We start from the raw sequence: 26,441 nt of genomic DNA, 5'->3' as shown, positions 1-26,441 counted from the left end.
CCCGCACCGGCGACGAAACGGCCGCCTGCGGACCGTGAGTGCGACCTCGCGCACGCAAGGCAGCCACGAAACCATGAGAAGGCCGCAATGAAGCCGGCACGTATAATCGCTGCCATGTCCGCGCCGCACTCCTCCTCCGCCTCTCCAGCCTCCGACGCCGCCTCGGCCGAACGCCCCCGGCGCCGCCTGGGGCCGGCCCGGCCGATCCGTCCGCTGCCCGACCAGCTGGTCAGCCAGATCGCGGCCGGCGAGGTGGTCGAGCGCCCGGCCTCGGTAGTCAAGGAGCTGCTGGAGAACGCCCTCGATGCCGGCGCGACACAGCTGTCGATCCGGCTCGAGGAAGGGGGCGTACGCCGCATCGTGATCACGGACAATGGCTGCGGCATCCCGGCCGACGAACTGGCGGTCGCGCTGATGCGCCATGCCACCAGCAAGATCGCCTCGCTCGACGAACTGGAATCGGTGCTGACGCTGGGATTTCGCGGCGAGGCGCTGGCCTCGATTGCCTCGGTCTCGCAGCTGGTGCTGACCAGCCGCACGGCAAACTGCCCCCACGCCAGCCAGATCCACGCGGATACCGGGGCGCTGCAGCCCGCGTCGGGCGGAGTCGGCACCACCGTCGACGTGCAGCACCTGTACTTCAATACGCCCGCGCGCCGCAAATTCCTGAAGAGCGAACAGACCGAGCTCGGCCATTGCCTCGAGGTGATCCGGCGCATCGCGCTGGCGCGGCCCGACGTCACGCTGTCGGTTCATCACAACGGCAAGCCAATGGAGCACTGGAACGCGGGCGATGTCGCCACGCGTACGGCCCAGGTGCTGGGCAGCGAATTTGCACGCGCGCGGCTGCCGCTGGAGGAACAGGCCGGCGACCTCGCGCTGTACGGCTTCGCCGGACTGCCGACCGCCTCGCGCGGCCGTCCCGACCAGCAGTTCTTCTTCGTCAATGGCCGCTTCGTCCGCGACAAGCTGCTGACGCACGCCGTGCGCAGCGCCTATCAGGACGTGCTGCACGGCGACCGTTTCCCGGCGTATGTGCTGTGCCTGGACCTGCCGCCCGAGCTGGTCGACGTCAACGTGCACCCATCCAAGATCGAGGTGCGCTTCCGCGAGTCGCGCGCGGTCCATCAGTTCGTCTACCACGCGGTACAGCGCTGCCTGGCGCGCCAGGCGGGCGAGAACGGCGACAGCCTGCATACCGCCGACATCGGCGTCGGCCATGGTGGCCAGGCGCCGGCGCTGCGCGTCGCGGCCACCAGCCCTGCGCAACCCGGCGGGCGCCCCTGGGTCGATTACACCGCCGTGGCACGCCAGACCGAACTGGGCATCGCCCAGCCGCGGCAGGCTTATCTGGGCATGGTGCGCGATGCGCTGTCGCCGGCCGGCCAGCGCTTCGCGCCGTCGAGCCAGCCGCCCGCATGGCTGGCCGATGCGCGTGCCGCGCGAGAAAACGAACCGCCGTCGCTGCTCGACGGCGCGCCGACGCAGGCGCCGCGTGCCACCGTGGGCCTGCAGGACGACGCCGACGACCATCCGCTCGGCTACGCCATCGCCCAACTGCACGGCATCTACGTGCTGGCGCAGAACGCGCGCGGGCTGGTGCTGGTCGACATGCACGCCGCGCACGAACGGATCCTGTACGAGCAGATCAAGACCGCGCTCGACGCGCGCCGGATGACGGTGCAGCCGCTGCTCATTCCGGTCACGCTGCCGGCCAGCCCGGTCGAGATCGGCGCAGCCGAGGAACATCAGGAGACGCTGGCGCTGCTCGGTTTCGATATCGCACCGGTGTCGCCAACCACGCTGGCGGTGCGCGCCATTCCCGCGCTGCTCAAGCAGGCCGACGCCGAGGCGCTGGCGCGCGACGTGCTGCGCGATCTGCACGCCTACGGCGGTTCCCGCGTGCTGGCCGAGCGTCAGAACGAACTGCTGGCGACGCTGGCCTGCCACAGCGCGGTGCGCGCCAATCGCAAGCTGACCGTCGAGGAAATGAACGCGCTGCTGCGACAGATGGAGCAGACCGAGCGCGCCGACCAGTGCAACCATGGCCGGCCGACCTGGGTCCAGCTCACCGTGGCCGAGCTGGACCGCCTGTTCCTGCGCGGCCAGTAAGGCCGCACCCTCGCTGTCGCCGCCCGCTTCCTCCATGGCCGCCGCTTCGCCCGCTCCGATCGTCTGCCTGCTCGGCCCCACCGCCTCGGGCAAGACCGCGGCCGCGCTGGCGCTGGCCGCACGCGCGCCGATCGAGATCATCAGCATGGATTCGGCGCTGGTCTATCGCGAGATGGACGTCGGCACCGCCAAGCCCTCCGCCGCCGAACTGGCCGCGGTGCCCCACCATCTGATCGACATCATCGATCCCGCCGACAGTTATTCGGCCGCGCAATTCGTCGCCGACACCAATGCGCTGGTCGAATCGATCCGCGCGCGCGACCGCGAGCCGCTGATCGTCGGCGGCACCATGCTGTACTACAAGGCGCTGACCCAGGGCCTGAACGATCTGCCGCAGGCCGATCCGCAGGTGCGCGCCGAGCTCGACCGACTGGCCGAAGAGCGCGGCTGGCCCGCCCTGCATGCGATGCTTGCCCAGGTCGACCCAGTCACCGCGGCCCGGCTGGCGCCCAACGATTCGCAGCGCATCCAGCGCGCGCTCGAGATTCACCGGCTGACCGGGCAGCCGATGTCGGCGCTGCTGGCCCGCGAGGCCGATGCGCGTACCTTCGATGGCCAGGCGGGCTCGCGTTTCCGCGCCATCGCGCTGGAGCCGTCGGACCGCGCCGTGCTGCACGCGCGCATCGAGGCCCGCTTCGACGCAATGCTGGGCGGCGGCCTGCTCGACGAGGTCGAGCGCCTGCGCTCGCGCGGCGACCTGCATCCGGGGCTGCCGTCGATCCGCTGCGTCGGCTACCGGCAGGTCTGGGAATACCTGGACGGCCACTGCGATTTCGCCACGATGCGCGAGCGCGGCATCGCCGCGACCCGCCAGCTGTGCAAGCGCCAGCTGACGTGGCTGCGCTCGACGCCGGAACGGCTGGTGGTCGATTGCCTGGCGCCCGACTATGTCGATCAGGTGGCGCGGCTGGCGCGGTTGGGCTCGTAGCCAGGGACGCACGCAGCGCGCGATAATCGCGGCTTCGTCCCGTCCGGACTCCTGACTCGAATTCTGCCGCCATGACCGACGCCGCCTTCACGCTACGCCCCGCCACCGCCGCCGACTGCGACACGCTGCTGCGCCTGATCGCCGAACTCGCCGAGTACGAGAAGCTGACCCATCTGGTCGAGGCGACGCCCGAGAAGCTGCGCCGGACGCTGTTCGGCGAGCGGCCGCTGGCCGAGGCGGTGCTGGCCGAGGTGCCAACACCCGAAGGCCCCCGCGCCATCGGCTTCGCGCTGTTCTTCCACAACTATTCGACGTTCCTGGCCAAGCCGGGCCTCTACCTCGAGGACCTGTACGTCGAGCCGGCCTGGCGCGGCCACGGCATCGGCAAGGCCTTGCTGGTCCATCTGGCAGGGCTGGCGGTCGAGCGCGGTTGCGGTCGTTTCGAATGGACGGTGCTGGACTGGAACACGCCGTCGATCGACTTCTATCGCGCGATGGGCGCGAGCGTGCTGCCGGACTGGCGCATCTGCCGGGTCACCGGCGAAGCGTTGACGGCGATGGCGGCCAGGCAAGGCTGACCTCAACACCGCAGCGGCGCGCCCCAAACAAAAACAGGCGGATGCCCGAGCATCCGCCTGTTTTCTTTCGGCATTCCAGAGCCGAAGGGAGATCAGACCACCACGGTCGGCGCCTGTCCTTCCTCGCGCTCGCGGATCTCGCCGATCTGCCACACCGCCTCGCCGGCCGCCTGCAGATGCCGGATCGCGCGTTCGGCATCTTCCTTGGCGACGATCACCACCATGCCGATGCCGCAGTTGAACACGCGGTGCATCTCGTCGTCGGCGACGCGGCCCTGGGCCTGCAGCCACTGGAACAGCGGCGGCAGCGTCCACGCATCGCGCTGCAGTACCGCGGTGACTTCCTTGGGCAGGACGCGCGGCACGTTTTCGGTCAGGCCGCCGCCGGTGATGTGGGCCATGCCCTTGACCGGCAGCGTCTCGATCAGCGACAGCAGCGGCTTCACGTAGATGCGGGTCGGCGCCATGATGGCGTCCTGCAGGCGCTGGCCGTGGAAATCGGCGTCCAGATCGGGCTTGGCGACCTCGATGATCTTGCGCACCAGCGAGTAGCCGTTCGAATGCGCGCCCGACGAGGCCAGGCCCAGCACGACGTCGCCAGGCACGATGGCGGTGCCGTCAATGATGCGGCTCTTCTCGACCGCGCCGACCGCGAAGCCGGCCAGGTCGTATTCGCCGTCCGGGTACATGCTCGGCATCTCCGCGGTCTCGCCGCCGATCAGCGCGCAGCCGGCCAGCTCGCACCCATGGGCGATGCCCTGGATCACGGTGGCGGCGGTATCGACGTCCAGCTTGCCGCAGGCGAAATAGTCGAGGAAGAACAGCGGCTCGGCGCCCTGTACCAGGATGTCGTTGACACTCATCGCGACCAGGTCCTGGCCCACGGTATCGTGGCGGTTCAGCTGGAAGGCCAGCTTCAGCTTGGTGCCGACGCCGTCCGTGCCCGACACCAGCACCGGCTCCTTGAACTTGCGCGACAGCTCGAACAGCGCCCCGAAGCCCCCGATGCCGGCCATCACGCCCTCGCGCATGGTGCGCTTGGCAAAGGGCTTGATACGGTCGACGAGCGCGTCGCCCGCATCGATGTCAACGCCGGCATCGCGGTACGAAAGGCCTGCCTGGCCGGAAGTGGGGGCTGCGCTCATGGAGTTCTGCGGGTCCTGGATGATGGAAATGACGACACTCGGGCGAGTCGGATCAAGCGTCGGACCACGCACAAGTGAGGAATGCGGCCCTCGCGGCACCGGTTGGCCGGTCGCGAGTCCAGTAGAATCGCGATTTTAACGGATACAGGGTGTCGGCTTCCAGTTGCATCGGCTCGCGCCATGCAAACCCGCCGCCGCCGGGCGACGACGCGCGCTTGCCGCCCGTTCTCGCCCTTCTTTTTTGCTGGTCTCTTTTTGCCGGTCTTTTCCCGACTTTCCCGATGAACGCCCCCCTGCTGTCCCACGAGGCCAAGCGCATTCTGCTCTGGGTCGCGCTCGGCGTCGTGCTGTTCGCCACGCTGCTGGCGCTGGCGCCGGTGCTGTCGCCCTTCCTGTTCGCGTTCATCTTCGCCTATATCCTGAACCCCGGCGTCGATTGGCTGCAGCGGCACAAGGTGCCGCGGATGATCGCCGTCTCGCTGATGATCCTGCTGCTGATCGTCGTCGTGGTGCTGCTGGTGCTGCTGGTCATTGCCGTGCTCCAGCGCGAGATTCCGCAATTGCGCGAGCAGTTGCCCGAGCTGCTGAAGAAGCTCAATTCGGTGGTGGCCCCGCGGCTGTCCGAGCTTGGCGTGCGCGTGCGCTTCGACTTCCCGGGCCTGCGCCGCATGATGTCCGAGCGCTTCGCCGCCAGCCCCGAGGACCTGCTGGCGGTGCTGCTGACCTATGTGCGCGTCTCCGGCACGGCGCTGGTCACCTACGGCGGGCTGGCGCTGCTGGTGCCGATCGTCATGTTCTATCTGCTGATGGACTGGCACATGGTGATGCGCCGGATCGAGGGCCTGGTGCCGCGCCGCTGGGTGCCCAAGGTACGCGAGCTGACGGCCGAAACCGACGCGCTGCTGTCGCAGTATCTGCGCGGGCAGATCCTGGTGATGCTGATCCTGGCCGCGCTGTATTCGATCGGCCTGACCATCGCCGGCTTCGAGATCGCGATCCCGATCGGCGTGTTCACCGGCCTGGCAGTCTTCATCCCCTATATCGGCTTCGGCTTCGGCTTGGCGCTGGCGATCGTCGCGGCGCTGCTGCAGTTCGGCAACTTGTACGGACTGGGCGCGGTCGCGCTGGTCTACGGCATCGGCCAGTTCGTCGAGAGCTTCTATCTGACGCCGCGGCTGGTGGGCGACCGGATCGGCCTGCATCCGCTGGTGGTGATCTTCGCCCTGCTCGCCTTCGGGCAGCTGTTCGGCTTCTTCGGCGTGCTGCTGGCGCTGCCGACCTGCGCGGTCCTGCTGGTTGGCGCCCGCCAGCTGCGGCGGCTGTACGTGACAAGCGACCTCTACCGGAAGTAATCGATACGCCATGTCTCCGCGCCCCAAGCAACTGTCGCTGGAACTCGGCAGCCCGCCGCCGTCGACCTTCGAGAACTTCTTCGTGTCGGCCAACCGCGAGCCGGTGCAACGGCTGCGCGAGCTGCCGGGCGCGGTGGCGCAGGAGCGCGCCGCCGACCGGCTGATCTATCTGTGGGGCGAGACCGGCTCGGGCCGCACCCATCTGCTGCACGCGCTGTGCGATGCCGGCGCCCATGCCGGCCTGCGCTGCCGCTATCTGAGCCCGCACCACGCGCTGGCCGACTTCATCTTCGATCCGAGCTGCCAGCTGTACACCGTCGACGATGTCGACCTGCTCGACGAGGCCCGCCAGATCGCGGTGTTTTCGCTGTATAACGAGGTCCGCGCGCACGTGCGCACCGCGCTGGTGGTGGCCGGCAGCCTGGCCCCGGTCACCATGCCGGTGCGCGAGGACCTGCGCACGCGGCTCGGCTGGGGCCTGGTCTACCAGCTCGCGCCGCTGTCGGACGACGACAAGATGGCGGCACTGGTGCAGGCCGCGCGCGAACGCGGGCTGCAGCTGTCTCCCGAAATCCCGCACTGGCTGGTGACACGTCACTATCGCGACATGCCCAGCCTGATGGCGCTGCTGGACGCGCTCGACACCTATTCGCTCGAACGCAAGCGGGCAGTGACGCTGCCGCTGTTGCGCGAAATGTTCGCCGAGTTGCGTGAATAGCGCGCGGGCCGGCCAAAAGCCGTCGCCAGGTCTGCACCCGGCCCGCGTCCTGGCACGGTCCCTGCAATTGGCCGCCAGCCGGCCGTCATCCCCTTAAGGTAAAATCGCCGCCCATGAATCTGGCATTGTTCGACCTCGACCACACCCTGATCCCGACCGACAGCGACCACGAATGGGGCCGCTTTCTGGTCCGTCTCGGCGTGGTCGACGAGGAACCCTACCGTCGCAAGAACGACGAGTTCTACGGCCACTACAAGGCCGGCACCCTCGATATCCAGGCCTTCCTGAAGTTCGCGCTGGCCCCGCTGGCCGCTCATCCGCGCGAGCGCCTGAACGCCTGGCGCCAGCAATTCATGCATGAAGTGATCGAGCCGGCCATCACGCCGCAGGCTCGCGCGCTGGTCTACAAGCATCTGGATGCCGGCGACCTGTGTGCCATCGTCACGGCAACCAACAGCTTCGTCACCGCGCCGATCGCCGCCGCCTTCGGCATCAAGCACCTGATCGCCACCGAACCGGCCACCGCCGACGGCCTGGCCGAGAGCGCCTACACCGGCGAAGTGTTCGGCATCCCGAGCTTTCGCGAAGGCAAGATCGCCCGCGTCGAGGCCTGGCTGAAGGAACAGGGCGCGCGCTGGCAGGACTTCGCCACCACCACCTTCTACAGCGATTCGATGAACGACCTGCCGCTGCTGGCCAAGGTCACCGAGCCGATCGCCACCAACCCGGACGAGCGCCTCCGCCATCATGCCGCCGCGGCCGGCTGGCGCATCATGGACCTGTTCTGACGTGATCAAGAAGCTAATCAACCGGCTGCTGGGCAAGCCCGGGCCCAAGCAGCGCCGCCTCGGCCGCGCCCACACGCCGCGCATCATCACCGCCGACGAGCACCAGATCGATCCGGCGCTGCTGTCGCGCAACGCGGTCAAGGTAACCAGCACGCTGCAGCAGGCCGGCTACCAGGCCTTCATCGTCGGCGGCGCGGTGCGCGACCTGCTGCTCGGCATCAAGCCCAAGGACTTCGACGTGGCGACCAACGCCACGCCCGAGCAGGTGCAGGCGCTGTTCCGCCGCTCGCGCATCATCGGCCGGCGCTTCCAGATCGTGCACGTGACCTTCTACGGCGGGCGCGAGCAGGAAATCATCGAGGTGTCGACCTTCCGTGCGCTGGTCGACGCGGTGGCCAGCGAAACGCTGCCCGAAGGCCGCCGCCTCAAGCGCGCCGAACTGGACAACAAGACCCACGCGATCGACGCCTCCGGCCGGGTGCTGCGCGACAACGTCTGGGGCTCGCAGGCGGAGGACGCCGAACGGCGCGACTTCACCATCAACGCGATGTACTACGACCCGGCCGAGCAGACGGTGCACGACTACCACCACGGCATGGAAGACATGCGGGCGCGCACGCTGCGGATGATCGGCGACCCGGTCACCCGCTACCGCGAGGACCCGGTGCGGATGCTGCGCGTGGTACGGTTCGCCGCCAAGACCGGCTTCGACATCGACGAGGCCACGCGCCAGCCGATCGCCGATCTGGCCTCGCTGATCCACAACGTGCCGAGCGCGCGCCTGTTCGACGAGATGCTCAAGCTGCTGATGTCCGGCCACGCCTGGGCCTCGCTGCAGGAGCTGCGCAAGGCCGGCCTGCACAAGGGCTTGCTGCCGCTGCTCGACGTCGCGATCGAACAGCCGCTGGGCCAGCGCTTCGTGCAGCTGGCGCTGGACAATACCGACCGCCGGGTGCAGACCGGCAAGCCCGTTTCGCCGGGCTTCCTGTTCGCCGCGCTGCTGTGGCACCACGTGCTGCAGCGCTGGAAGTCGCTGCGCGAGGCCGGCGAGCATCCGATCGCGGCGCTCAATGCGGCAATGGACGACGTGCTCGAGCGCCAGACCGGCCAGCTGGCGATCCAGCGCCGCTTCGTCACCGACATGCGGGACATCTGGGGCATGCAGCCGCGCTTCGAGAAGCGCGTGGGCCGCATGCCGTTCCGGCTGCTGGAGTCGCCGCGCTTTCGGGCCGGCTTCGACTTCCTGCAGCTGCGCTGCGAGGCCGGCGAAATGCCGGCCGAACTGGCGAGCTGGTGGCAGGACTTCCAGAACGCCGATTCCGAAGGCCGCGAGAATCTGATCGAGGCGGCACGCGCCTCCGGCACCGCCGGCAGCGAAGGTCCCGCGCGCAAGAAGCGCCGTCGGCGGCCGGCACGGAAATCGGATAAAGTTTCCCCCCGGGATGAGATGGACGCGCCAGCCGACCAGCAAGGTGGCAGGCGCGGCCAGCCGGAGGAAACCGAATGACACTGGCCTTCATCGGCATCGGCGCCAACCTGGGCGACGCAAAACAAGCCGTCAAGGACGCCATCGTCTGCCTGGCGCAGCAGGTCGGCATCCGCATCGTCGCGCGATCCTCGCTGTACCGCAGCGCGCCGGTCGATGCCAGCGGCGACGATTACTACAACGCGGTGGTCAAGCTGGAGACCAGCTTCACCGCCGCCCAGCTGCTGGTCATCTGCCACCATATCGAAGACCAGTTCGGCCGCGAGCGGCCCTTCCGCAATGCGCCGCGCACGCTGGACCTCGACCTGCTGGTGTTCGGCGACGAAATGCATGACGGCGCGCAGCTGACCGTGCCGCATCCGCGCGTGGCGGCGCGCGCGTTCACGCTGGTGCCGCTGCTCGAACTCGAACCCGACCTGGTGATTCCGGGCCTGGGCCGCGCCGCCGACCATCTGCCCGCGGTCGCGGGCCAGCGCATCGACAAGGTCTCCTTCTGCCAATGTACGCGCCAAGCGGAATCTCTCCGTTCCTCCTGACCACGGGCCTGCTGACGCTGTCCAATGTGTTCATGACCTTCGCGTGGTACGGCCACCTGAAGGACCTGAGCAGCCGCCCCTGGTATATCGCGGCCATCGTCAGCTGGGGTATCGCGCTGTTCGAATACATGCTGCAGGTGCCGGCCAACCGGATCGGCTTCCAGCATGGCATCTCGCTGGCGCAACTGAAGATCCTGCAGGAAGCGATCACGCTGACGGTGTTCGTGCCGTTCTCGCTGCTGTACATGCAGCAGAGCTTCAAGTGGGACTACGTGTGGGCGGCGCTGTGCATGGTGGGTGCCGTCTATTTCATCTTCCGCAGCTGAACGCGCCGCCCGTCGCGGGCGCCGGCAAGCGGACCTCCGAGGCACATCGATGAGCTATCTCCTGGAACCCTCCCGCAAGTCCATCACTATCCCCAAGCTGCAGGCGATGCGCGCCGCCGGCGAAAAGATCGTGATGCTGACCGCCTACGACTCGAGCTTCGCCGCGCTGCTCGACCACTGCGGCGTCGAGGTGATCCTGATCGGCGATTCGCTGGGCAACGTGATGCAGGGTCAGCAGACCACGCTGCCCGTCACGCTCGAACAGATGGCGTACCACACCGAATGCGTGGCGCGCGGCAACCAGACCGCGCTGGTGGTCAGCGACCTGCCGTTCGGCACCTACGGCACGCCCGAGCAGGCCTTCGCCAGCGCCGCGACGCTGATGCGCGCCGGCGCGCAGATGGTCAAGCTCGAAGGCGGCGAGTGGCTGGCGCCTACCGTGCGCTTCCTGGTCGAGCGCAGCATTCCGGTGTGCGCGCATATCGGGCTGACCCCGCAGTCCGTCCATGCATTCGGCGGCTTCAAGGTACAGGGCAAGACCGACGCCAGCGCGGCCCAGCTGCGCCGCGACGCCGAGGCCTTGCAGAGCGCGGGGGCCCAGCTGATCGTGATGGAGGCGGTGCCGGCCGCGCTGGCCGCCACCGTGACCAGCCAGCTCGAGATTCCGACCATCGGCATCGGCGCCGGCGTGGACTGCTCGGGCCAGGTGCTGGTGCTGCAGGACATGCTGAACATCTATCCGGGCCGTAAGGCCAAGTTCGTGCGCAACTTCATGGAAGGCCAGACCTCGATCGAGGGCGCCATCCGCGCCTATATCGCCGCGGTCAAGGACGGCAGCTTCCCCGCGCCCGAACACACCTTCACGGCCTGACGGCGCCCGATGGAGATCGGCGCGGCCACCGCGACCGCCTTTGCCTTGCTGGCCGGCGGCGATCCCGCGCTGTGGGAGATCGTGTGGACATCGCTGAAGATCGCCCTCGCCGGGCTGGCGATCGCCACCGTGCCCGCGGTCGGCGCCGCCTACCTGATCGCCACCCATGACTTTCCCGGCCGGCGGCTGGTGGTGGTGCTGGCGCAGGCCTTCCTGTCGTTTCCGACCGTGCTGGTTGGCTTGATCCTCTATCTGCTGCTGACACGCCAGGGGCCGCTGGGCAGCCTCGGGCTGCTGTTCACGCCGACCGGCATGGTGATCGGCCAGGCGGTGATCGGCTTTCCGGTGGTGCTGGCGTTCGCGCTGTCGACACTGCAGGGCGCCGACGCGCGGCTGCGCGAAACCGCCTGGGTGCTGGGCGCGGGTGCCTGGCGTACCTTCTTTACGGTGCTGCGCGAGCTGCGCTTCGGCCTGATGGCGGCCGTGGTCGCCGGCTTCGGCCGCGTGATCGCCGAGGTCGGCTCGGCGCTGATGATCGGTGGCAATATCGAAGGCTCGACCCGTACCATCACCACCGCGATCGCGCTGGAAACGAGCAAGGGCGAATTCGCCCAGGGCATCGCGCTGGGCATCGTGCTGGTAGCGCTGGCCCTGCTGGTCAACGTGCTGCTGGCGTGGCTGCAGGGCGCCGGAGGATTTCGCCGATGAACGCACCGGAACCGGAGCTGAACCGCCCCGCCGCGGACGCGCTGGCCCCGCCACTGCTGGTGGTACGCGGGCTGCGCCGCCGCATCGGGGCCCGGGCCCTGTTCGATATCGACGCGCTGGCCTTTCCGCGCGCAACCGCGGTGGTGCTGACCGGCGTCAACGGTGCGGGCAAGACCACGCTGCTGCGGATGATCGCCGGCCTCGAACGGGCGCCGGGCGCCACCGTCGACTGGACCGGCGCGGACGGCAAGCCGTGCAGCGCCGCGCTGGACCCGCTGCCGCCGGCGCTGCGCCAGCGCATCGCCTACATGCATCAGCATCCGTACCTGTTCCGCACCTCGGTGCGCGAGAACATCGCCTACGGACTGCACGCGCGCGGACTGCCGGCCGACGAGGTCGCGCGCCGCGTCGGCGCCGCGCTGGGCTGGGCCGGCATCACGCATGTCCAGGACACCGCGCCCGACCGCCTGTCCGGCGGCGAGATCCAGCGCGTCGCGCTGGCCCGCGCCAAGGTGCTGGAGCCCGACCTGCTGCTGCTCGACGAGCCGACCTCCAACCTGGATGGCCACGCGCGCGAGCAGGTGATCGCGCTGGTGCGCGAACTCGCCGCCGAGGGCCGCACCGTGGTGATGATCTGCCACGACCGCGACCTGATCAATCTGCCCGGCGTGGTGCGCTGGAAACTGACCGACGGGCGGCTGGACACGCACCATCGCTAGCGCTGGTTCACGGCAAGCCTGGCGGCCAGCACGCCGCGCAGCGCATTGGCGACCGCCAGCGCATCGGCCCGAAGCAACATCTCGCGCGTAATCGGGCTCTCCGTCACCGGGCCGCCCAGATGGGCCTCGCCATCGCGCAACACCGCATCCCGCATCACGCCCGGCAGGATGTCCGCCGCCAGCGGCGGCGTCAGCCAGCGGCCGTCGACGCGAACGAAGACCGAGCTGCGCCCCCCTTCCAGCAGTTCGCCGCGCGTGTTGAAGAACAGGGCGTCGAAAGCGCCGGCGCGCTCGGCCTCGCGCCAACCGGCATCGAACGTTTCGCGCGCGCTGGTCTTGTGCCGGCGCAAGGAATCGGCGACCGGCAAGACGGCGGCGGCGACGATCAGGCCGACCGGCCCTGGCTGCAGCGGGTCCAGCGCGCCGCTTGTCAATTGCAACGCTCCGGCCTTGTCCAGCGTGACTCGCAGACGTGCGGGGCCTTGTCCCGAGGACGCCAGCTCCCGCGCAATCGCATCGCGCGCCTTCTCCTCGTCGAAGCGAAAACCGAAATACGCTGCCGAGGCGCCCAGCCGGGCCAGATGCGCATCGAGGCGCAGGCAACGGCCCTGCTCGACCCGCATCGTCTCGATCAGCGTGAAGCCGGGATCGTGTCCCGTCAGAAAGCGCGCCTTCCAGCCGCATTCCGCGTACTCGTCCGCGGCAACGCTGTCGTGCACGATGCCGCTGCCGACGCCCATTTCGCCGGCGCGCAAGCCATCGTCGCGGCGCGGACCGAGCACCAGCGTGCGGATCGCCACGGACAACGCCGCCCGTCCCAGCGTCTCGCCCGGCTCCGGCGCATCGACCCAGCCGATCGACCCGGTATAGAGTCCGCGCGGCGCACGCTCCAGCTCGGCGATGATCTCCATGGTCCGGCGCTTCGGCGCACCGGTGATCGAGCCGCACGGAAACAGCGCAGCGAGCAGACCGGCAAGCGTGGTCCCGGCGCGCGCGCTGGCCGTGACAGTCGAGGTCATCTGCAGCACCTGCCCGAATGGCTGCACGGCAAAGCGCTCTGGCACCCGCACCGTACCCGGCTGCGCGACCCGGCCGAGGTCGTTGCGCAGCAGATCCACGATCATCACGTTTTCGGCCCGGTTCTTGGCGTCGGCCGCCAGCGCAGCGGCGGCTTGCGCATCGCGCTCCGGCTCGCCGCTGCGCAACGCGGTGCCCTTCATCGGCCGGGTCACCAGCTGGCCGCCTCCATCGTGGCGGAAGAACAGCTCAGGCGATAGCGACAACACCCACCGATCGCCAGGCAGCCGGGCCAGCGCGCCATATGGCACAGGCTGCGCGCGGCGCAGATCCCGATAGAAGGCGATCGGATCGCCAAACGCTTCGAAGCGCAGACGCTGCGTGAAGTTGACCTGATAGGTGTGCCCGGTCTCGATCCATTCGTGGATGCGCGCGATGGCCGCGTGAAATTCTTCGCCATCGGTGTCCGAGCGGATCTGCATCGCACCGGCGGGCCTGTCAGGGCCGGATTGCGCTTCCAGCCAGCGTTGCACGGCCGCCGCCTCGCACACCGTTTTCGAGGCAAACCACACGACGCGCATCGCGCCGTCGGCGAACGGATTGTCGGCACTGGGCTTTGCGAGCGTCGGCACTCGGACCAGCGGCGCGCCGAATTCGTACGGCGCAAACAGGCAGGCATGCCATCCCAACTTCCATCCCTCTCGGAGCCTTGGCTCCAGCTCTTGCAGTGCACCCGCCGGCACGACATCCATCCGCATGAAGTCGGTATAGAGCCGGCACATCGCCATCGGGTCAGTGGCGTCGTCGAGCAGTACGAAGGGGCCTCCTTCGTCGATCCGAGGCAAGGCGGAGGAAACGGAAGAGCCTGGGCTAGGAGACAACGGGGACATCGGGCAGTGGCAGAGAGAACACCACGGGCGTGGTGACGGGGCAGACCTTGTGGAGAGCCGACATTATCGCCCGCGACCCGATCTTCGCACCAATTCCTTGCAAAAAGCACCGCGCGGCACCGCCGTCGGCTTGCGCTCCCACACGGCGGTTCCCTTCGTCGTTACCGGCAAAAACAAGTCTCCACCGTTTTTTATAGCGGCCTCCGTGCAATGCGCGGATCGTTGCCGCCATGCCATCCGCAGAGATGACGCAAAAAAACGGGACCGCCACCCGTGCATGCCGCACGGGACTGAAACCGCTACGAGGGAGAAATGGGAGACAGCACCTCATTCATCCAGTGTGCGCGCCTTGAGGACCTGGCCACCATCCCAAGGTCGAAGAAGGAACGGATACTCCGGGTTCCCGAAGGCGATATCGGCTGCCTCAATGTACGGGTCGAGGGTCACGAATACCTGGTAATCAGGACTCATCAGTTCGGCATTCAGGTCTGCCGTCTCGATATCGAAGACCTGACGCCCGCGGCGCGATTGATTCAGGCCATCAAGGAGTTTTTCACTCACCGCGTTGCGGATTTTTTTCAGCTCCGCGGCGTAGGGAGCCGGTCCTACCGGATCGGCAAGACGGTGGAAAGCTGGTTGCGGTTTCCGGATGGGCAGGAGAATGCGAAAGGACCGCCAAGGATACTGACGCCAACGGTCAGTATCCAAACGCCGGGGAAAAGGACAACGGAGGCTCAGTCAGACTACGTCGCTGACCATTTGGGAAACCATGGTACGCGGCCAGCCGCCCAGATCCAGATTTCGCCGGTGTGCAAACCCTTGAGCGACAGGGACTACGCGTGGCGAAACGGCTTGCTGCGTCAGCTTTTTGGACCGGCGATCGAATCCCGGGCCGCAGCTGTGCCCGAATTGGACGAGGAGGCCTGCAAGAGGGAACTTGCAGCAGCATTCGATCTCGCCGGCGAGGACGCGTCACGTGCATTCGCCAGACTGTATGACATGCTGCACGGTCTCGTCGCCGAGGGCTTCGGGGGTGCTATCGAAACCGGATCAAACCCACCGATCGTCACTCTCGCAAAGCTCCTTCTACTAGGCAGCGCCATCTCTACCGAAGTCTCGGCGGAACTGGAGCCGCTGAAACGCTCACCGCAAAAGGCCGCCGAACTCCTCCGCATGCTTCGCAGCCCGTGGCACCAATTGAGCAATGACAATGAGGCGGTGATTGCATGTTGGCAGGTCGCCCGGCATCTTTCGCGCTGCGAGCTTGGCTTCCAGATGCTCTGCGACCTGATTCCCCCGCCCGCGGGCCTGGCCGAGCCGGTTGCGAAGCAGTGGCGTGCCGCGTTGCGGATCTATCTTCAATCGTGCGATTACCTCATTGCCCGCGCCGATGCCGTCCGCCGGGAATATGAAAGCCGTGGGGCGGCACGCGGCGACAGCAATGTCGCGAGAGAGATTGCCGCCCTGCAAGCCTGGATCGGACATCCAATTGGCGCCGCGGAATTTGCCGCGGCAATGCTCGCCGATGAAAACCACCCGCCGGAAAACCGGCTTGCGTATCGCGCGTTGCTGGGTTCCGTCAAGCTGATGCAGATTCGAGCGCTGGCCGATCCGACGTGGCTGAAGGCTCAGCGCCGAGCGATGGAGGGTCCAGACGCCGCGCCATCCTTCACCGCGCCGCTGTCCAAAGACGAAGTCGTGGCCCTCGCCTTGTGGCGTAACGGCTTCCGGGACGACCTGGACAACGGCCTGCTGGCACAGTTCCAGCACCTGCTCAACAAGCTGGTACTGGAATGGCTGCCGCGCAGGCATGTGGATCTGCAGACTGGCGTCGAGAATGAAGTGATGCCCGACGATTCACCTGTTGCCTTGGCGCTGGCTGATCCCATGACGCAGGCTGTGACCCGTAGAACCGTGGTTCAACAGAGCCAGGATCACCAGACGGCAATGGGTCGTATGACACGGTTGCTGGTGTTGCAATTGAAGGTGGTCGCCGGGACTCCGTTGCTTCGGCATGAGGCACTGTTGCGGGATGTGCTGGATTCCCGAGATGCACTGCGGAAGCTTGGGTTGCCGGCAGAAACCACAGCCCGATTAGACCGAGAGTTCGAAGATATTTTGACGAGACTCGACAACGTGACGCGTGCGATCGAGCTCGAAAGTGCATTTCAGTGCTACTCCGAACACGATCTTGAACTGGCTTATCACCGGCTCGACATTAAAGGCAGTACCAGAGCGTCCATAAATGGACTAAGGATGCATCTGACAGCGATACAAGCGCAGTATCAGAACGCCGGATTGGCTTTGCACCCCGATTCCCCCGCCGATGAGGTTGCGCCCAACATTACGACCACGCCACGAACTGCCTGCATTGTCCGATCCAGTCTTCTAACGCGATGGCTCGGCTCCACCGAGTTCGGCATGCGTCTTCACGCGTATACCGTTACAGACGCATTCAAGAAAGCAGTAATCAGCGACTTGATGGATCTACCGGGCAATCTTCCGCACCTACAGGAAATCGAAGCGGAAGTGAACCGCATCACACGGATCGATCTCGACGCAATTGACCAGTGGGCTGTTGAGGCCTCCATGCTCGCTCGCACGGCCTCCACTCAGCAAACGGTTCGGCTGAAGCCCGAAGCATCCACGGACGCTCCTGAGATAGGCCGCCGCTTCAAACAGTATCGGCAGATCGTCGCGATGCTGCGAGCCGGCCGCGACAAAGCTGATGCCGGGATGATCCTCCCCGAAGCGCCGCGGACAAGGGAAGACTTCCGGCAGATCGCAAGTCATCGAATCGACACCAATCTCGGTAACGGCGCCAAGGGTAGCGTTTCGAGCGCCTCCGGTGTAGGGGCCAGCGTCAGCATCGGCGCCGGCACCGCTGCGATATTGGCAGGCCCGGCCCCTACGATAAGCGTGTCATTCTCGCATGCAAGTACGACGGCCCGTACGGGAACCTTCGGCATCTTGAGCAGTTCTGTCGGTGGACAGACGATTACCGCGAGCGAGACGAGGGGAGATACCGGCCAGGTCGGGGCCGGTATCTCCGTTTCCGCAACGACCGCTTTGGATGTTGGCGTGGACGTCAGTTACGTCGATCGAGATGGTACCGAGACGGGCATCGCCATACGTGCCCCGGCGATCCGCGGTTCAAGGGATTGGGTAAAGGCGGGGCAGAACGCCGTCAATGTGGTGTTCGGCAAGAAACTGGCAAGCAAGTTCGAGAAGGATCTCGCCGCACAGCCACATCAGGCTAAACGTGACCGAGCGCTTCTGGAGCTGTGCAACCAATGCTTTCAGCCCCTACTGACTGGCGAACTCGCCCTGAACGTTTTTGAAAATAAGACTTCGACAGAAGCCGTTAACGCCGGCGTTTCGGTCGGCGTCAGTGCCAAGATCCACGAAGGCGTTCTTCATGGCTCTGTCAATGCACGCCTTGGCAAGGAGACCGATCTGCTGATCAAGCAGAGACGCATCGACCGAACAGGATCCACGCGGGTCGCGGTTCATGGCATTGGAGCCGGCTCCCGATACAACGCAGCGGTGCGGGTGCTCGCTACCCTGCTGCCCATGCAGTTCACGAGCCATCTCAAGAGCGGACTGCCATCGGGCGAGCTGTTGGGCGCGCAAGTCGCCTTCAGGGAGCGGGGCCTTCAACATTTTATTCGGCGCGAAACGAGAGACGGCATCACGCAGCCTTCGTTCGCCTGGGACATCGTTTTCCGGAATGTCGACGACCTGATCGCCCACTTGAACACACCCGAGGTACACAAGCAATGGAGCGCTTGCAACGAATCGTTGACGCCTGAAGTAGCGAAGCTGGACCACAACAGGTGCCTGCAGTACACGCTTTTGCATGCCCGGGATTCAAGGCAGACCTTCATGGTTCGGCGAAATCTGGTGGACGACAAACTCGCCGAACTCAACACGTGGATAGCGTTGGCGGAAGGACTAAACGGTGCATGCTCACCGTTTGGCGATTTGACTAGCCGCTATGGTATGCCACAGCGCTGCATGGCGCTGCTGATCACCGACGAGCACTACAAGCTTGCTGGATTCGGCGCCTACACGGGAGACTATCGGGAAGAAGAAATCGGCATCCACAGTGACGTGATGCTTACCGAGACCAGAACAGTATCTGTGTCGACGGAATTGCTTTGGTTCAACGCTCGAATCTCTTCGCGAGCACCGAAATCTCTGGAGGAGACAGACGCACCGGGATCTGAAGAGGCAAGCCCCTAATTGCTCGGGTAGCCGCGACAAAATCAGTCCGTGCGTCATATTCCCCGATTTGCGCAACCGGTTCCGTTCCCAGAGCAGCACAAGTCGGCTCCCCAATCCAATCCCAGGAGTTACACCATGCTCCACGCCTCCACTAGCCGCTCACCATTCAACACGCTAAACCCTCTGGATCACGCGCGTCGTGCATCAGCATTCATTGCGCGCGCTTGCATCGATTCATTCCCCTCAGACGAGAAGCGCTTGGACCAATTCGCTATCGCGCTCAGCGCCTCCTCCGCAAATGGTGTTGCGAACGCTTGCAACCCACAAAATCCAGTGCCTCTGGATAAGAGCGACATGCTGAAGACGCTAAAAGCGCGGAATTTGACAGTTCACGGCGCCCACGTACGACTTCTTGGGATTCCGGCCATCTTGCTCGTAGCCTCCGCGTACGCTGCCGACAAGATAACGCGCAAGGTTTTTTTTGACACCCTCGACCTGTTTGTCCAACACGTTCGACGAGACTCTGACCATCCCGATGGGATCAAGGCACATCACCTCACACGGCTGGGAATCTCGGCAGCCGATGCTCGGAAGTTGCCACTGCACGATTCGCGGCACGACATCGTGCTAGTGGCGTGCCTTTTGAACGGCGTAATCGACATGGAGGATTTTGAACTGCTATACGGTCCCGGCCCGAAGGGGCGATTTCTGCAACGCCACTTCCCTGGCGCCCCAGTACTGCCTCCGGCTCCGCCCCAAGCCGATCGCTTCTACTGCCGTCCTTACAACGTGCTAATGAGGGATACAAGCTACAGCCGAGAAAAGTTGAAGCACTCAATCTCGCTGATCTGTGCTGACCTGGAGCAAGGTCCCGACTCATACATCTCGACAAATCACTACAAACTTCGCCTGCTAGCCGCGGAAATGAAGGGCGTTCCGCTCAGCTTCCTCGGCCCATTCGACAACGAGGCATCGATGAATCAAGCCTTCGCCAACACCTTCCATGTCGTGCACCCCGACTACGAACCCAATGAAACCTGGCGCCAGGATGTCAAAACCTTCCACTTCGTAGAGCCGAAGCGGATCGACTGGATACCGCCGCAGCCGAAGAAATCGGAAACGGGCACCCATCGGTCCAAGCCGAATCGCACTTGCGCCGAGCTCCTATGCAACGTCGTATGACTGCCCAGCACAGGTAGCTAGAACATAACGATTCACGTACAAAAAAAAGCCGCGCCCAACAAAGGGCGCGGCTGACTTTTTTGGCGCTCCCCGCCGACCGCAGGGAAGCAAGCCTCAACTAAAAAAACTCTTCACCTTATCCAGCCAGGACTGCTCCTGTGGACTGTGCCGCGAGCCGCCTTCGTGGACCGAGCGGTCGAACTGGCGCAGCAGCTCCTTCTGGGCTTCGGTCAGCTTGACCGGCGTCTCGACGTTGACGTGCACGTAGAGGTCGCCCGGCGTGCCGGAGCGGACGCCCTTGATGCCCTTGCCGCGCAGGCGGAAGGTGCGGCCGGTCTGGGTACCTTCGGGGACCGGGAAGCTGGCCTTGCCGTTCAGCGTCGGCACTTCGAGGTCGCCGCCCAGCGCGGCGGTAGCGTACGAGATCGGCATCTGGCAATGCAGATCGTCGCCGTCGCGCTCGAACACCGGGTGCGGCTTGATATGGACCTCGACATAGAGGTCGCCCGGAGGCCCGCCGTTGATGCCGGGTTCGCCGTTGCCGGTCGAGCGGATCCGCATGCCTTCGTCGATGCCGGCCGGGATCTTGACCTCGAGGGTCTTCTGCGTCTTGATCTTGCCCTGGCCGTGGCATTTGACGCACGGCTTGGGGATGTACTTGCCGGTGCCGTGGCACTTCGGGCAAGTCTGCTGCATCGTGAAGAAGCCCTGCGATACACGGACCTGGCCGATGCCTTTACAAGTGGGGCAGGTCTCGACGTGCGAGCCCGGCTCGGCGCCGTTGCCGTGGCAGTGATCGCAGTCGTCCCAGTGCGGTACGCGGATCTGCGCCTCGTGGCCGTGCGCGGCCTGCTCGAGCGTGATCTCCATGCTGTAGCGCAGGTCGGCGCCGCGATAGACCTGCGGACCGCCGCGTTGCCGGCCGCCGGCTGCCTGGCCAAAGATGTCGCCGAAGATATCGCCGAAGGCCTCGGCGAAGCCGCCGTAGCCCTGGGCACCGCCGAAGCCGCCCGCCATGTTCGGGTCCACGCCCGCGTGGCCGTACTGGTCGTAGGCCGCCTTCTTTTCGGGGTCGGAGAGCATCTCGTAGGCCTCCTTGGCCTCCTTGAATTTCTCCTCCGCATCCTTGCTGTCCGGATTGCGGTCCGGGTGGTACTTCATCGCGAGCTTGCGATACGCCTTCTTGATGTCGTCGTCGCTCGCGTTCTTGCCTACCCCGAGCACTTCGTAGTAGTCACGTTTTGCCATGGTGGCTCAAACCCTGATTGGCCGATCCGCGCGCACATGCGCGCCGGTCGACGAATAGCAAAAAGCCGAGCGGGGAAATCCGACGGCGCCGGCCCGCAGGTCCGCGCTTGGTCCGATATCCGCCGCCCGGCGTCGGGACAGGCATGGCGCCGGCGGAAGGCCCGCGCCATCCCATGTCCGTCGCATTACTTCTTGTCGTTGACTTCCTTGAACTCGGCATCCACGACGTTGTCGTCCTGCGGCTGCGCTTCGTGCGCACCGCCAGCCGCGCCAGCGCCGGCAGCAGCACCGGCGGCGCCGGATTCGCCCGCCTTGGCCTGCATGTCGGCGTAGACCTTCTCGCCCAGCTTCTGGCTGACCTCGGACAGCGCCGCGACCTTGGCGTCGATCTCGGTCTTGTCGCCGCCGCGTGCGGCGTCTTCCAGTTCCTTGATCGCAGCCTCGATCTTTTCCTTCTCGCCCAACTCCAGCTTGTCGCCGTACTCGGTCAGCGCCTTGCGGGTCGAGTGCACCAGCGCGTCGGCCTGGTTGCGCGCGTCGGCCAGTTCGCGGGCCTTGCGGTCTTCCTCGGCGTTGGCCTCGGCGTCCTTGACCATGCGCTGGATCTCTTCTTCCGACAGACCCGAGTTCGCCTTGATCGTGATCCGGTTTTCCTTGCCGGTCGCCTTGTCCTTGGCGCCGACGTGCAGGATGCCGTTGGCGTCGATGTCGAACGACACCTCGATCTGCGGCATGCCGCGCGGCGCCGGAGCGATGCCTTCCAGGTTGAACTCGCCCAGCAGCTTGTTGCCGCTGGCCATCTCGCGCTCACCCTGGTAGACCTTGATCGTCACCGCCGGCTGGTTGTCGTCGGCCGTCGAGAACACCTGAGCATGCTTGGTCGGGATCGTGGTGTTCTTGCTGATCATCTTGGTCATCACGCCGCCCAGCGTCTCGATGCCCAGCGACAGCGGGGTCACGTCGAGCAGCAGCACGTCCTTGCGATCGCCGGACAGCACCGAGCCCTGGATCGCCGCGCCGACGGCAACGGCTTCATCCGGGTTCACGTCCTTGCGGGCGTCGCGGCCGAAGAACTCGCGCACCTGCTCCTGCACCTTCGGCATGCGCGTCATGCCGCCGACCAGGATCACGTCGTCGATGTCGCTGACCTTGACGCCCGCGTCCTTGATCGCGATGCGGCACGGTTCGATGGTGCGGGTGATCAGCTCCTCGACCAGCGCTTCGAACTTGGCGCGGGTGATCTTCAGGTTCAAGTGCTTCGGACCGGAAGCATCGGCCGTGATGTACGGCAGATTGATTTCGGTCTGCTGCGAGCTCGACAGTTCGATCTTGGCCTTTTCTGCGGCTTCCTTCAGGCGCTGCAGCGCGAGCACGTCCTTGGACAGGTCGACGCCCTGCTCCTTCTTGAACTCGCCGATGATGTAGTCGATCAGGCGCTGGTCGAAGTCTTCGCCACCGAGGAAGGTGTCGCCGTTGGTCGACAGCACTTCGAACTGCTTTTCGCCGTCGACGTCCGCGATCTCGATGATCGAGATGTCGAAGGTACCGCCGCCGAGGTCATACACCGCGATCTTGCGGTCGCCCTTCTCGTTCTTGTCCATGCCGAAGGCCAGCGCGGCCGCGGTCGGCTCGTTGATGATGCGCTTGACCTCCAGGCCGGCGATGCGGCCCGCGTCCTTGGTGGCCTGGCGCTGGGCGTCGTTGAAGTACGCCGGCACGGTGATGACCGCTTCGGTCACCGGCTCGCCGAGGTAGTCCTCGGCGGTCTTCTTCATCTTGCGCAGCACTTCGGCCGAGACTTGCGGCGGAGCCAGCTTCTGATCGCGCACCGATACCCAGGCGTCGCCGTTGTCGGCCTTGACGATCGAGTACGGCATCAGGCCGATGTCCTTCTGGACTTCCTTCTCTTCGAACTTGCGGCCGATCAGCCGTTTGACGGCGTACAGGGTGTTGCGGGGATTGGTCACTGCCTGGCGCTTGGCGGGGGCGCCGACCAGGATCTCGCCGTCTTCCATGTAGGCGATGACCGAGGGGGTGGTACGCGCCCCTTCCGAGTTCTCGATCACCTTGGGCGTGTTGCCCTCCATGATCGCGACGCAGCTGTTGGTGGTACCGAGGTCGATACCGATGATCTTACCCATTTATTCTCTCCTCTTGAGCCATCGCTATCCGCGCGGCCTCAACTCAACCTGAGGCCGAAGTGTGGCCGGCCGGCACCTTTTCAAGGGCGGAACCAGCAAATCCGAGTAAATTTCTTGGTTTTTAGGGCGCCGCGCTGGGGGCTTCCGGGACGCCGTCGGGGGCGAGAATCCGCCCGAATCGTCACTTATGTCAAATCAATTCTTGCGGCCGCGTTGCCATTGCACGTCGGTCTGCCCGCCGGCCCGGTTGGCGACGCGGGCCAGCACGAACAGCAGGTCCGACAACCGGTTCAGGTACTGGCGCGGCGCCTCGTTGACCGCTTCGACAGCGCCCAGCGCGACCAGCGCCCGTTCGGCGCGCCGGCAGACGGTGCGGCAGACATGGGCCAGCGCCGCCGCGCGGGTGCCGCCGGGCAGGATGAATTCGGCCAGCCGCGGCAGATCGGCGTTGTAGTGGGCCAGCCAGTCGTCGAGCTGGGCGACCTGCTCCGGCTTGACCAGGGTGTAGCCGGGAATCGACAGCTCTCCGCCCAGATCGAACAGGTCGTGCTGGATATGCAGCAGCGCGGCGCGGATGTCGTCGGGCAGCGCCTCGGTCAGCAGCACCCCGAGCTGTGCGTTCAGTTCGTCCACCTCGCCGATCGCGGCGATGCGCAGGCTGTCCTTGCCGGTACGGCTGCCGTCGCCCAATCCGGTGGTGCCCGCATCGCCCGTGCGGGTGGCGATCCGGCTCAATCGATTGCCCATGGAAGTTCTCCCTGTCGAAGCCGCATTATGGCGCGGCATGCACGCGGCGTAGAATAACGGGGTCCGCAACACCCGGCCGCCCCCACGCGGCCGCATCCAGACAAGGGCAGCGGCTCGGCGGTCGCCCAGAATGACGACCATTGATGGCCACCGCGGCCAGCCAGGGCAAGCCAGCCCGCCCAGCCTCGCCGGAGACCAGCATGAACCATCCCACGCCCCACGCCGCCCTGACCCGCCGTCCGTTGCCGCCGGAAGTGGCCGACGCCCTGCAGGCGCGCTTCGGCGAGCGCTTCACCACCTCGGCCGGCGTGCGCGATCACCACGGCCGCGACGAATCGCCGTTTCCGCCGGCCCCGCCCGATGCCGTGGTGTTCGCCCACAGCACCGAGGAAGTCGCCGAGGTCGCCCGGCTATGCAACGCCCATGGCGTGCCGCTGATTCCCTACGGCGCCGGCTCGTCGCTGGAGGGGCATCTGCTGGCCGTGGCCGGCGGCATCAGCCTGGACCTGTCGCAGATGAACCAGGTGCTGGCGGTGCAGCCGGAAGACCTGACCGTTACCGTTCAGCCGGGCGTCACCCGCAAGCAGCTGAACCAGGAGATCAAGGACACGGGCCTGTTCTTTCCGATCGACCCGGGCGCCGACGCCTCGCTGGGCGGCATGTGCGCGACGCGGGCGTCGGGCACCAACGCCGTGCGCTACGGCACCATGCGCGAGAACGTGCTGGCGCTGACCGTGGTCACCGCCGACGGCCGCGTGATCAAGACCGGCACTCACGCCCGCAAGTCCTCGGCCGGCTACGACCTGACCCGTCTGTTCGTCGGCAGCGAAGGCACGCTGGGCATCATCACCGAAATCACGGTGCGGCTGTATCCGCAGCCCGAGGCGATCTCGGCCGCGGTCTGCGCCTTTCCCGACATGGGCAGCGCGGTGCGGGCCGTGATCGACACGATCCAGCTCGGCGTGCCGGTGGCGCGGGTCGAGTTCGTCGACGCGCTGGCGATCCGCGCGATCAACCGCCACGACCGCCTGACGCTGCCGGAAAGCCCGCACCTGTTCTTCGAATTTCACGGCACCGAGGCCGGCGTGCGCGAGCAGGCCGAGACCGTGCAGCAGATCACCGCCGAGCATGGCGGCCAGGGCTTCGAATGGGCGACCCGGCCGGAGGACCGCAGCCGGCTATGGAACGCCCGCCATACCGCTTATTTTGCGATGCTGCAGCTCAAGCCCGGTTGCCGCGCGGTGACCACCGACGTCTGCGTGCCGATCTCGCGTCTGGCCGACTGCGTGGTCGAAACCGAGCGCGACCTGATCGCTTCCGGGCTGCCCTGCCCGATCGTCGGCCACGTCGGCGACGGCAATTTCCACGTGGCGATCCTGACCGATCCGAACAAGCCCGAGGAGCTGGAACAGGCCGAGGCGCTGAACGCGGCGATCGTCGCGCGCGCGCTGGCGATGGGCGGTACCTGCACCGGCGAGCACGGCGTGGGACTGCACAAGATGGATTTCCTGGTCAGCGAGCATGGCGAGGACGCGCTCGACCTGATGCGCGCGATCAAGCGCGCGCTGGACCCGAACGGCATCCTGAACCCGGGCAAGATCTTCCGCCCGAGCCGCTGAGCCGCACCCAAGCCGATACGAAACCGACCATGGCCGCGCTGTTCAACCGCATCCCGCCGCTGCATCTGCTGATCGCCTTCGAGGCGGCGTCGCGGCTGGGCAGCTTCGCCCGCGCGGCCGAGGAACTGTCGGTGACGCCCAGCGCGGTGTCGCACCGGATCAAGAACCTCGAGGAGCTGTGGGGCGAAGACCTGTTCGTGCGCGCCAACACCGCGCTGCGGCTGACCGCGGCCGGCACGCGCTATCTGCGCAATGTGCAGGACGCGCTCAAGTCGCTGAACGAACTGGCCCGGCCCGAGTACAACAAGATGCGCACGCGGCTGCGGGTCGCCACGCCGCCGACCTTCGGCCGTCAGCATCTGGTACCGCGGCTGCCCGAGTTCGGCGCGCTCTACCCGCATATCGACCTGGAACTGCAGCTGGCGATCCCCTTCCTCGATGTGAAGGCCGAGGACACCGACGTCGAGATCCGCTATGGCACGGGCCGCTATCCGGACCTGAAGACCACGCGGCTGCTGGTCGAGCCGGTGTTTCCGGCCTGCGGCCGCGAGTACTATGAACGGATCGACGGGCGCTCGATCACGCGCCCCGAGCACCTGGCGAATCTGGTGCTGCTGCGCAGTCCGCTGGAGCCGTGGAAGCCGTGGTTCGAGACCGCCGGGCTCGACTGGCCGGAGCCGCAGAGCGGCCCGCAGTTCAACGACATCGGCTTCATGCTCGAAGCGGTCGCCTCGAATCAGGGCGTGGCCCTGGTGCGCCAGCGCATGGCGCGGCACTGGCTGTCGCTGGGCCAGATGGTGCGGCTGCTCGATATCGAATCGGAGTCGCCGCATGGCTACTACATCGTCGAGCGCGAACAGGCGCCGCTCAAGCCCGAGGCCCGCTACTTCGTCGACTGGCTGCTCAGCCTCGAGTGGTGAGTTGGTGAGGCGCGGCGCCGGCGCGGCCTGAAACGCCGCGCAGCACCGCGATGCCGCCCCGGCATGAACGAATTTGATCGGCGCGGCGCGCCGAATTCACGTGCGGCGGCGGCTGCACGGCCA

General features: G+C 66.2%; 21 protein-coding genes. 16 read left to right on the top strand and 5 right to left on the bottom strand.

The window, feature by feature from the left end:
- The first annotated feature begins 114 nt into the window (after positions 1-114).
- The 3 genes from mutL to F7Q96_RS05940 all read left to right on the top strand — a co-directional run bounded on the left by mutL (position 115) and on the right by F7Q96_RS05940 (position 3,678).
- Positions 115-2,112, top strand: coding sequence for a DNA mismatch repair endonuclease MutL (gene mutL, locus F7Q96_RS05950; RefSeq protein WP_151022244.1), 1,998 nt, complete (start codon positions 115-117; stop codon positions 2,110-2,112).
- Positions 2,113-2,146: 34 nt separating this feature from the next.
- Positions 2,147-3,100 (top strand): tRNA (adenosine(37)-N6)-dimethylallyltransferase MiaA, encoded by a 954-nt coding sequence (gene miaA / locus F7Q96_RS05945; RefSeq protein ID WP_053822461.1) that lies wholly within the window; start codon positions 2,147-2,149, stop codon positions 3,098-3,100.
- Between the two features lie 71 nt (positions 3,101-3,171).
- Positions 3,172-3,678, top strand: a complete 507-nt coding sequence (locus F7Q96_RS05940; protein ID WP_053822462.1) for a GNAT family N-acetyltransferase — start codon at positions 3,172-3,174, stop codon at positions 3,676-3,678.
- A 92-nt stretch (positions 3,679-3,770) separates the two neighbouring features.
- Here F7Q96_RS05940 and purM read toward each other — a convergent pair whose 3' ends face one another.
- On the bottom strand, positions 3,771-4,823 hold the full coding sequence (gene purM, locus F7Q96_RS05935) for a phosphoribosylformylglycinamidine cyclo-ligase (protein ID WP_053822463.1): 1,053 nt from the start codon (positions 4,821-4,823) through the stop codon (positions 3,771-3,773).
- A 281-nt stretch (positions 4,824-5,104) separates the two neighbouring features.
- Between purM and F7Q96_RS05930 the strand changes: the two genes are divergently transcribed.
- From F7Q96_RS05930 to F7Q96_RS05890, 9 genes are all read left to right on the top strand, one after another.
- Positions 5,105-6,175: an AI-2E family transporter gene (locus F7Q96_RS05930; RefSeq protein ID WP_053822464.1), complete on the top strand. Its 1,071-nt coding sequence runs from the start codon at positions 5,105-5,107 to the stop codon at positions 6,173-6,175.
- A gap of 10 nt (positions 6,176-6,185) precedes the next feature.
- Positions 6,186-6,893, top strand: a complete 708-nt coding sequence (gene hda / locus F7Q96_RS05925) for a DnaA regulatory inactivator Hda (RefSeq protein WP_064576515.1) — start codon at positions 6,186-6,188, stop codon at positions 6,891-6,893.
- A gap of 113 nt (positions 6,894-7,006) precedes the next feature.
- The gene (locus F7Q96_RS05920; RefSeq protein WP_053822465.1) at positions 7,007-7,681 is read left to right on the top strand and encodes a histidinol-phosphatase; all 675 of its coding nucleotides are present in this window, start codon (positions 7,007-7,009) and stop codon (positions 7,679-7,681) included.
- A 1-nt stretch (position 7,682) separates the two neighbouring features.
- A complete protein-coding gene (gene pcnB / locus F7Q96_RS05915) occupies positions 7,683-9,188 on the top strand; it encodes a polynucleotide adenylyltransferase PcnB (protein ID WP_053822466.1) in 1,506 nt (501 codons plus the stop codon).
- Complete coding sequence (gene folK / locus F7Q96_RS05910; protein WP_053822467.1) at positions 9,185-9,703, top strand: 2-amino-4-hydroxy-6-hydroxymethyldihydropteridine diphosphokinase; 519 nt, start codon at positions 9,185-9,187, stop codon at positions 9,701-9,703. Before pcnB ends, folK begins: the two co-directional genes overlap by 4 nt.
- Complete coding sequence (locus F7Q96_RS05905; protein WP_006578922.1) at positions 9,667-10,029, top strand: DMT family protein; 363 nt, start codon at positions 9,667-9,669, stop codon at positions 10,027-10,029. The genes folK and F7Q96_RS05905 overlap by 37 nt, the downstream gene beginning before the upstream one ends.
- A 49-nt stretch (positions 10,030-10,078) precedes the next feature.
- On the top strand, positions 10,079-10,900 hold the full coding sequence (gene panB / locus F7Q96_RS05900) for a 3-methyl-2-oxobutanoate hydroxymethyltransferase (protein ID WP_053822468.1): 822 nt from the start codon (positions 10,079-10,081) through the stop codon (positions 10,898-10,900).
- Positions 10,901-10,909: 9 nt separating this feature from the next.
- Complete coding sequence (locus F7Q96_RS05895) at positions 10,910-11,608, top strand: ABC transporter permease (protein WP_023263954.1); 699 nt, start codon at positions 10,910-10,912, stop codon at positions 11,606-11,608.
- Positions 11,605-12,327, top strand: a complete 723-nt coding sequence (locus tag F7Q96_RS05890; RefSeq protein ID WP_053822469.1) for an ATP-binding cassette domain-containing protein — start codon at positions 11,605-11,607, stop codon at positions 12,325-12,327. The genes F7Q96_RS05895 and F7Q96_RS05890 overlap by 4 nt, the downstream gene beginning before the upstream one ends.
- Here the strand turns inward: F7Q96_RS05890 and F7Q96_RS05885 are convergent.
- Positions 12,324-14,189, bottom strand: a complete 1,866-nt coding sequence (locus F7Q96_RS05885; RefSeq protein ID WP_170292916.1) for a bifunctional anthranilate synthase component I family protein/class IV aminotransferase — start codon at positions 14,187-14,189, stop codon at positions 12,324-12,326. The two genes, F7Q96_RS05890 and F7Q96_RS05885, sit on opposite strands and share 4 nt — an antisense overlap.
- Positions 14,190-14,546: 357 nt before the next feature.
- Here F7Q96_RS05885 and F7Q96_RS05880 point away from each other — a divergent pair, with 357 nt between their 5' ends.
- Together F7Q96_RS05880 and F7Q96_RS05875 are read left to right on the top strand one after the other, a co-directional pair.
- The gene (locus F7Q96_RS05880; protein ID WP_053822470.1) at positions 14,547-18,479 is read left to right on the top strand and encodes a hypothetical protein; all 3,933 of its coding nucleotides are present in this window, start codon (positions 14,547-14,549) and stop codon (positions 18,477-18,479) included.
- A 336-nt stretch (positions 18,480-18,815) separates the two neighbouring features.
- Complete coding sequence (locus F7Q96_RS05875; protein ID WP_151022242.1) at positions 18,816-19,643, top strand: hypothetical protein; 828 nt, start codon at positions 18,816-18,818, stop codon at positions 19,641-19,643.
- A 114-nt stretch (positions 19,644-19,757) separates the two neighbouring features.
- On the opposite strand, the gene dnaJ is transcribed toward F7Q96_RS05875, so the two are convergent.
- The 3 genes from dnaJ to F7Q96_RS05860 form a co-directional block, all read right to left on the bottom strand.
- Positions 19,758-20,891, bottom strand: coding sequence for a molecular chaperone DnaJ (gene dnaJ / locus F7Q96_RS05870; protein WP_006575623.1), 1,134 nt, complete (start codon positions 20,889-20,891; stop codon positions 19,758-19,760).
- A gap of 185 nt (positions 20,892-21,076) precedes the next feature.
- Positions 21,077-23,032 (bottom strand): molecular chaperone DnaK, encoded by a 1,956-nt coding sequence (gene dnaK, locus F7Q96_RS05865; protein ID WP_053822472.1) that lies wholly within the window; start codon positions 23,030-23,032, stop codon positions 21,077-21,079.
- A gap of 195 nt (positions 23,033-23,227) precedes the next feature.
- Positions 23,228-23,779, bottom strand: a complete 552-nt coding sequence (locus F7Q96_RS05860; protein ID WP_053822473.1) for a cob(I)yrinic acid a,c-diamide adenosyltransferase — start codon at positions 23,777-23,779, stop codon at positions 23,228-23,230.
- Between the two features lie 200 nt (positions 23,780-23,979).
- On the opposite strand from F7Q96_RS05860, the gene F7Q96_RS05855 reads away from it, so the two are divergent.
- Entirely contained in the window at positions 23,980-25,398 is a 1,419-nt protein-coding gene (locus F7Q96_RS05855) for an FAD-binding oxidoreductase (RefSeq protein WP_053823196.1), read from the top strand.
- A gap of 29 nt (positions 25,399-25,427) precedes the next feature.
- The gene (locus F7Q96_RS05850; RefSeq protein ID WP_006575626.1) at positions 25,428-26,318 is read left to right on the top strand and encodes a LysR substrate-binding domain-containing protein; all 891 of its coding nucleotides are present in this window, start codon (positions 25,428-25,430) and stop codon (positions 26,316-26,318) included.
- Positions 26,319-26,441 lie beyond the last annotated feature (123 nt).

The organism is Cupriavidus gilardii (assembly GCF_008801915.1).
Taxonomy (GTDB): Bacteria; Pseudomonadota; Gammaproteobacteria; order Burkholderiales; family Burkholderiaceae; genus Cupriavidus; species Cupriavidus gilardii.
The sequence above is the reverse complement of the archived record's forward strand: the minus strand, read 5'-3'. Positions and strand labels throughout refer to the sequence as shown.

Excerpts from the sequence above, each read along its gene's own strand:
- mutL (WP_151022244.1), top strand. The coding sequence starts at position 115 with ATGTCCGCGCCGCACTCCTCCTCCGCCTCTCCAGCCTCCGACGCCGCC.
- miaA (WP_053822461.1), top strand. The coding sequence starts at position 2,147 with ATGGCCGCCGCTTCGCCCGCTCCGATCGTCTGCCTGCTCGGCCCCACC.
- F7Q96_RS05940 (WP_053822462.1), top strand. The coding sequence starts at position 3,172 with ATGACCGACGCCGCCTTCACGCTACGCCCCGCCACCGCCGCCGACTGC.
- purM (WP_053822463.1), bottom strand. The coding sequence starts at position 4,823 with ATGAGCGCAGCCCCCACTTCCGGCCAGGCAGGCCTTTCGTACCGCGAT.
- F7Q96_RS05930 (WP_053822464.1), top strand. The coding sequence starts at position 5,105 with ATGAACGCCCCCCTGCTGTCCCACGAGGCCAAGCGCATTCTGCTCTGG.
- hda (WP_064576515.1), top strand. The coding sequence starts at position 6,186 with ATGTCTCCGCGCCCCAAGCAACTGTCGCTGGAACTCGGCAGCCCGCCG.
- F7Q96_RS05920 (WP_053822465.1), top strand. The coding sequence starts at position 7,007 with ATGAATCTGGCATTGTTCGACCTCGACCACACCCTGATCCCGACCGAC.
- folK (WP_053822467.1), top strand. The coding sequence starts at position 9,185 with ATGACACTGGCCTTCATCGGCATCGGCGCCAACCTGGGCGACGCAAAA.
- F7Q96_RS05905 (WP_006578922.1), top strand. The coding sequence starts at position 9,667 with ATGTACGCGCCAAGCGGAATCTCTCCGTTCCTCCTGACCACGGGCCTG.
- panB (WP_053822468.1), top strand. The coding sequence starts at position 10,079 with ATGAGCTATCTCCTGGAACCCTCCCGCAAGTCCATCACTATCCCCAAG.
- F7Q96_RS05895 (WP_023263954.1), top strand. The coding sequence starts at position 10,910 with ATGGAGATCGGCGCGGCCACCGCGACCGCCTTTGCCTTGCTGGCCGGC.
- F7Q96_RS05890 (WP_053822469.1), top strand. The coding sequence starts at position 11,605 with ATGAACGCACCGGAACCGGAGCTGAACCGCCCCGCCGCGGACGCGCTG.
- F7Q96_RS05880 (WP_053822470.1), top strand. The coding sequence starts at position 14,547 with ATGGGAGACAGCACCTCATTCATCCAGTGTGCGCGCCTTGAGGACCTG.
- F7Q96_RS05875 (WP_151022242.1), top strand. The coding sequence starts at position 18,816 with ATGCTGAAGACGCTAAAAGCGCGGAATTTGACAGTTCACGGCGCCCAC.
- dnaJ (WP_006575623.1), bottom strand. The coding sequence starts at position 20,891 with ATGGCAAAACGTGACTACTACGAAGTGCTCGGGGTAGGCAAGAACGCG.
- dnaK (WP_053822472.1), bottom strand. The coding sequence starts at position 23,032 with ATGGGTAAGATCATCGGTATCGACCTCGGTACCACCAACAGCTGCGTC.
- F7Q96_RS05860 (WP_053822473.1), bottom strand. The coding sequence starts at position 23,779 with ATGGGCAATCGATTGAGCCGGATCGCCACCCGCACGGGCGATGCGGGC.
- F7Q96_RS05855 (WP_053823196.1), top strand. The coding sequence starts at position 23,980 with ATGAACCATCCCACGCCCCACGCCGCCCTGACCCGCCGTCCGTTGCCG.
- F7Q96_RS05850 (WP_006575626.1), top strand. The coding sequence starts at position 25,428 with ATGGCCGCGCTGTTCAACCGCATCCCGCCGCTGCATCTGCTGATCGCC.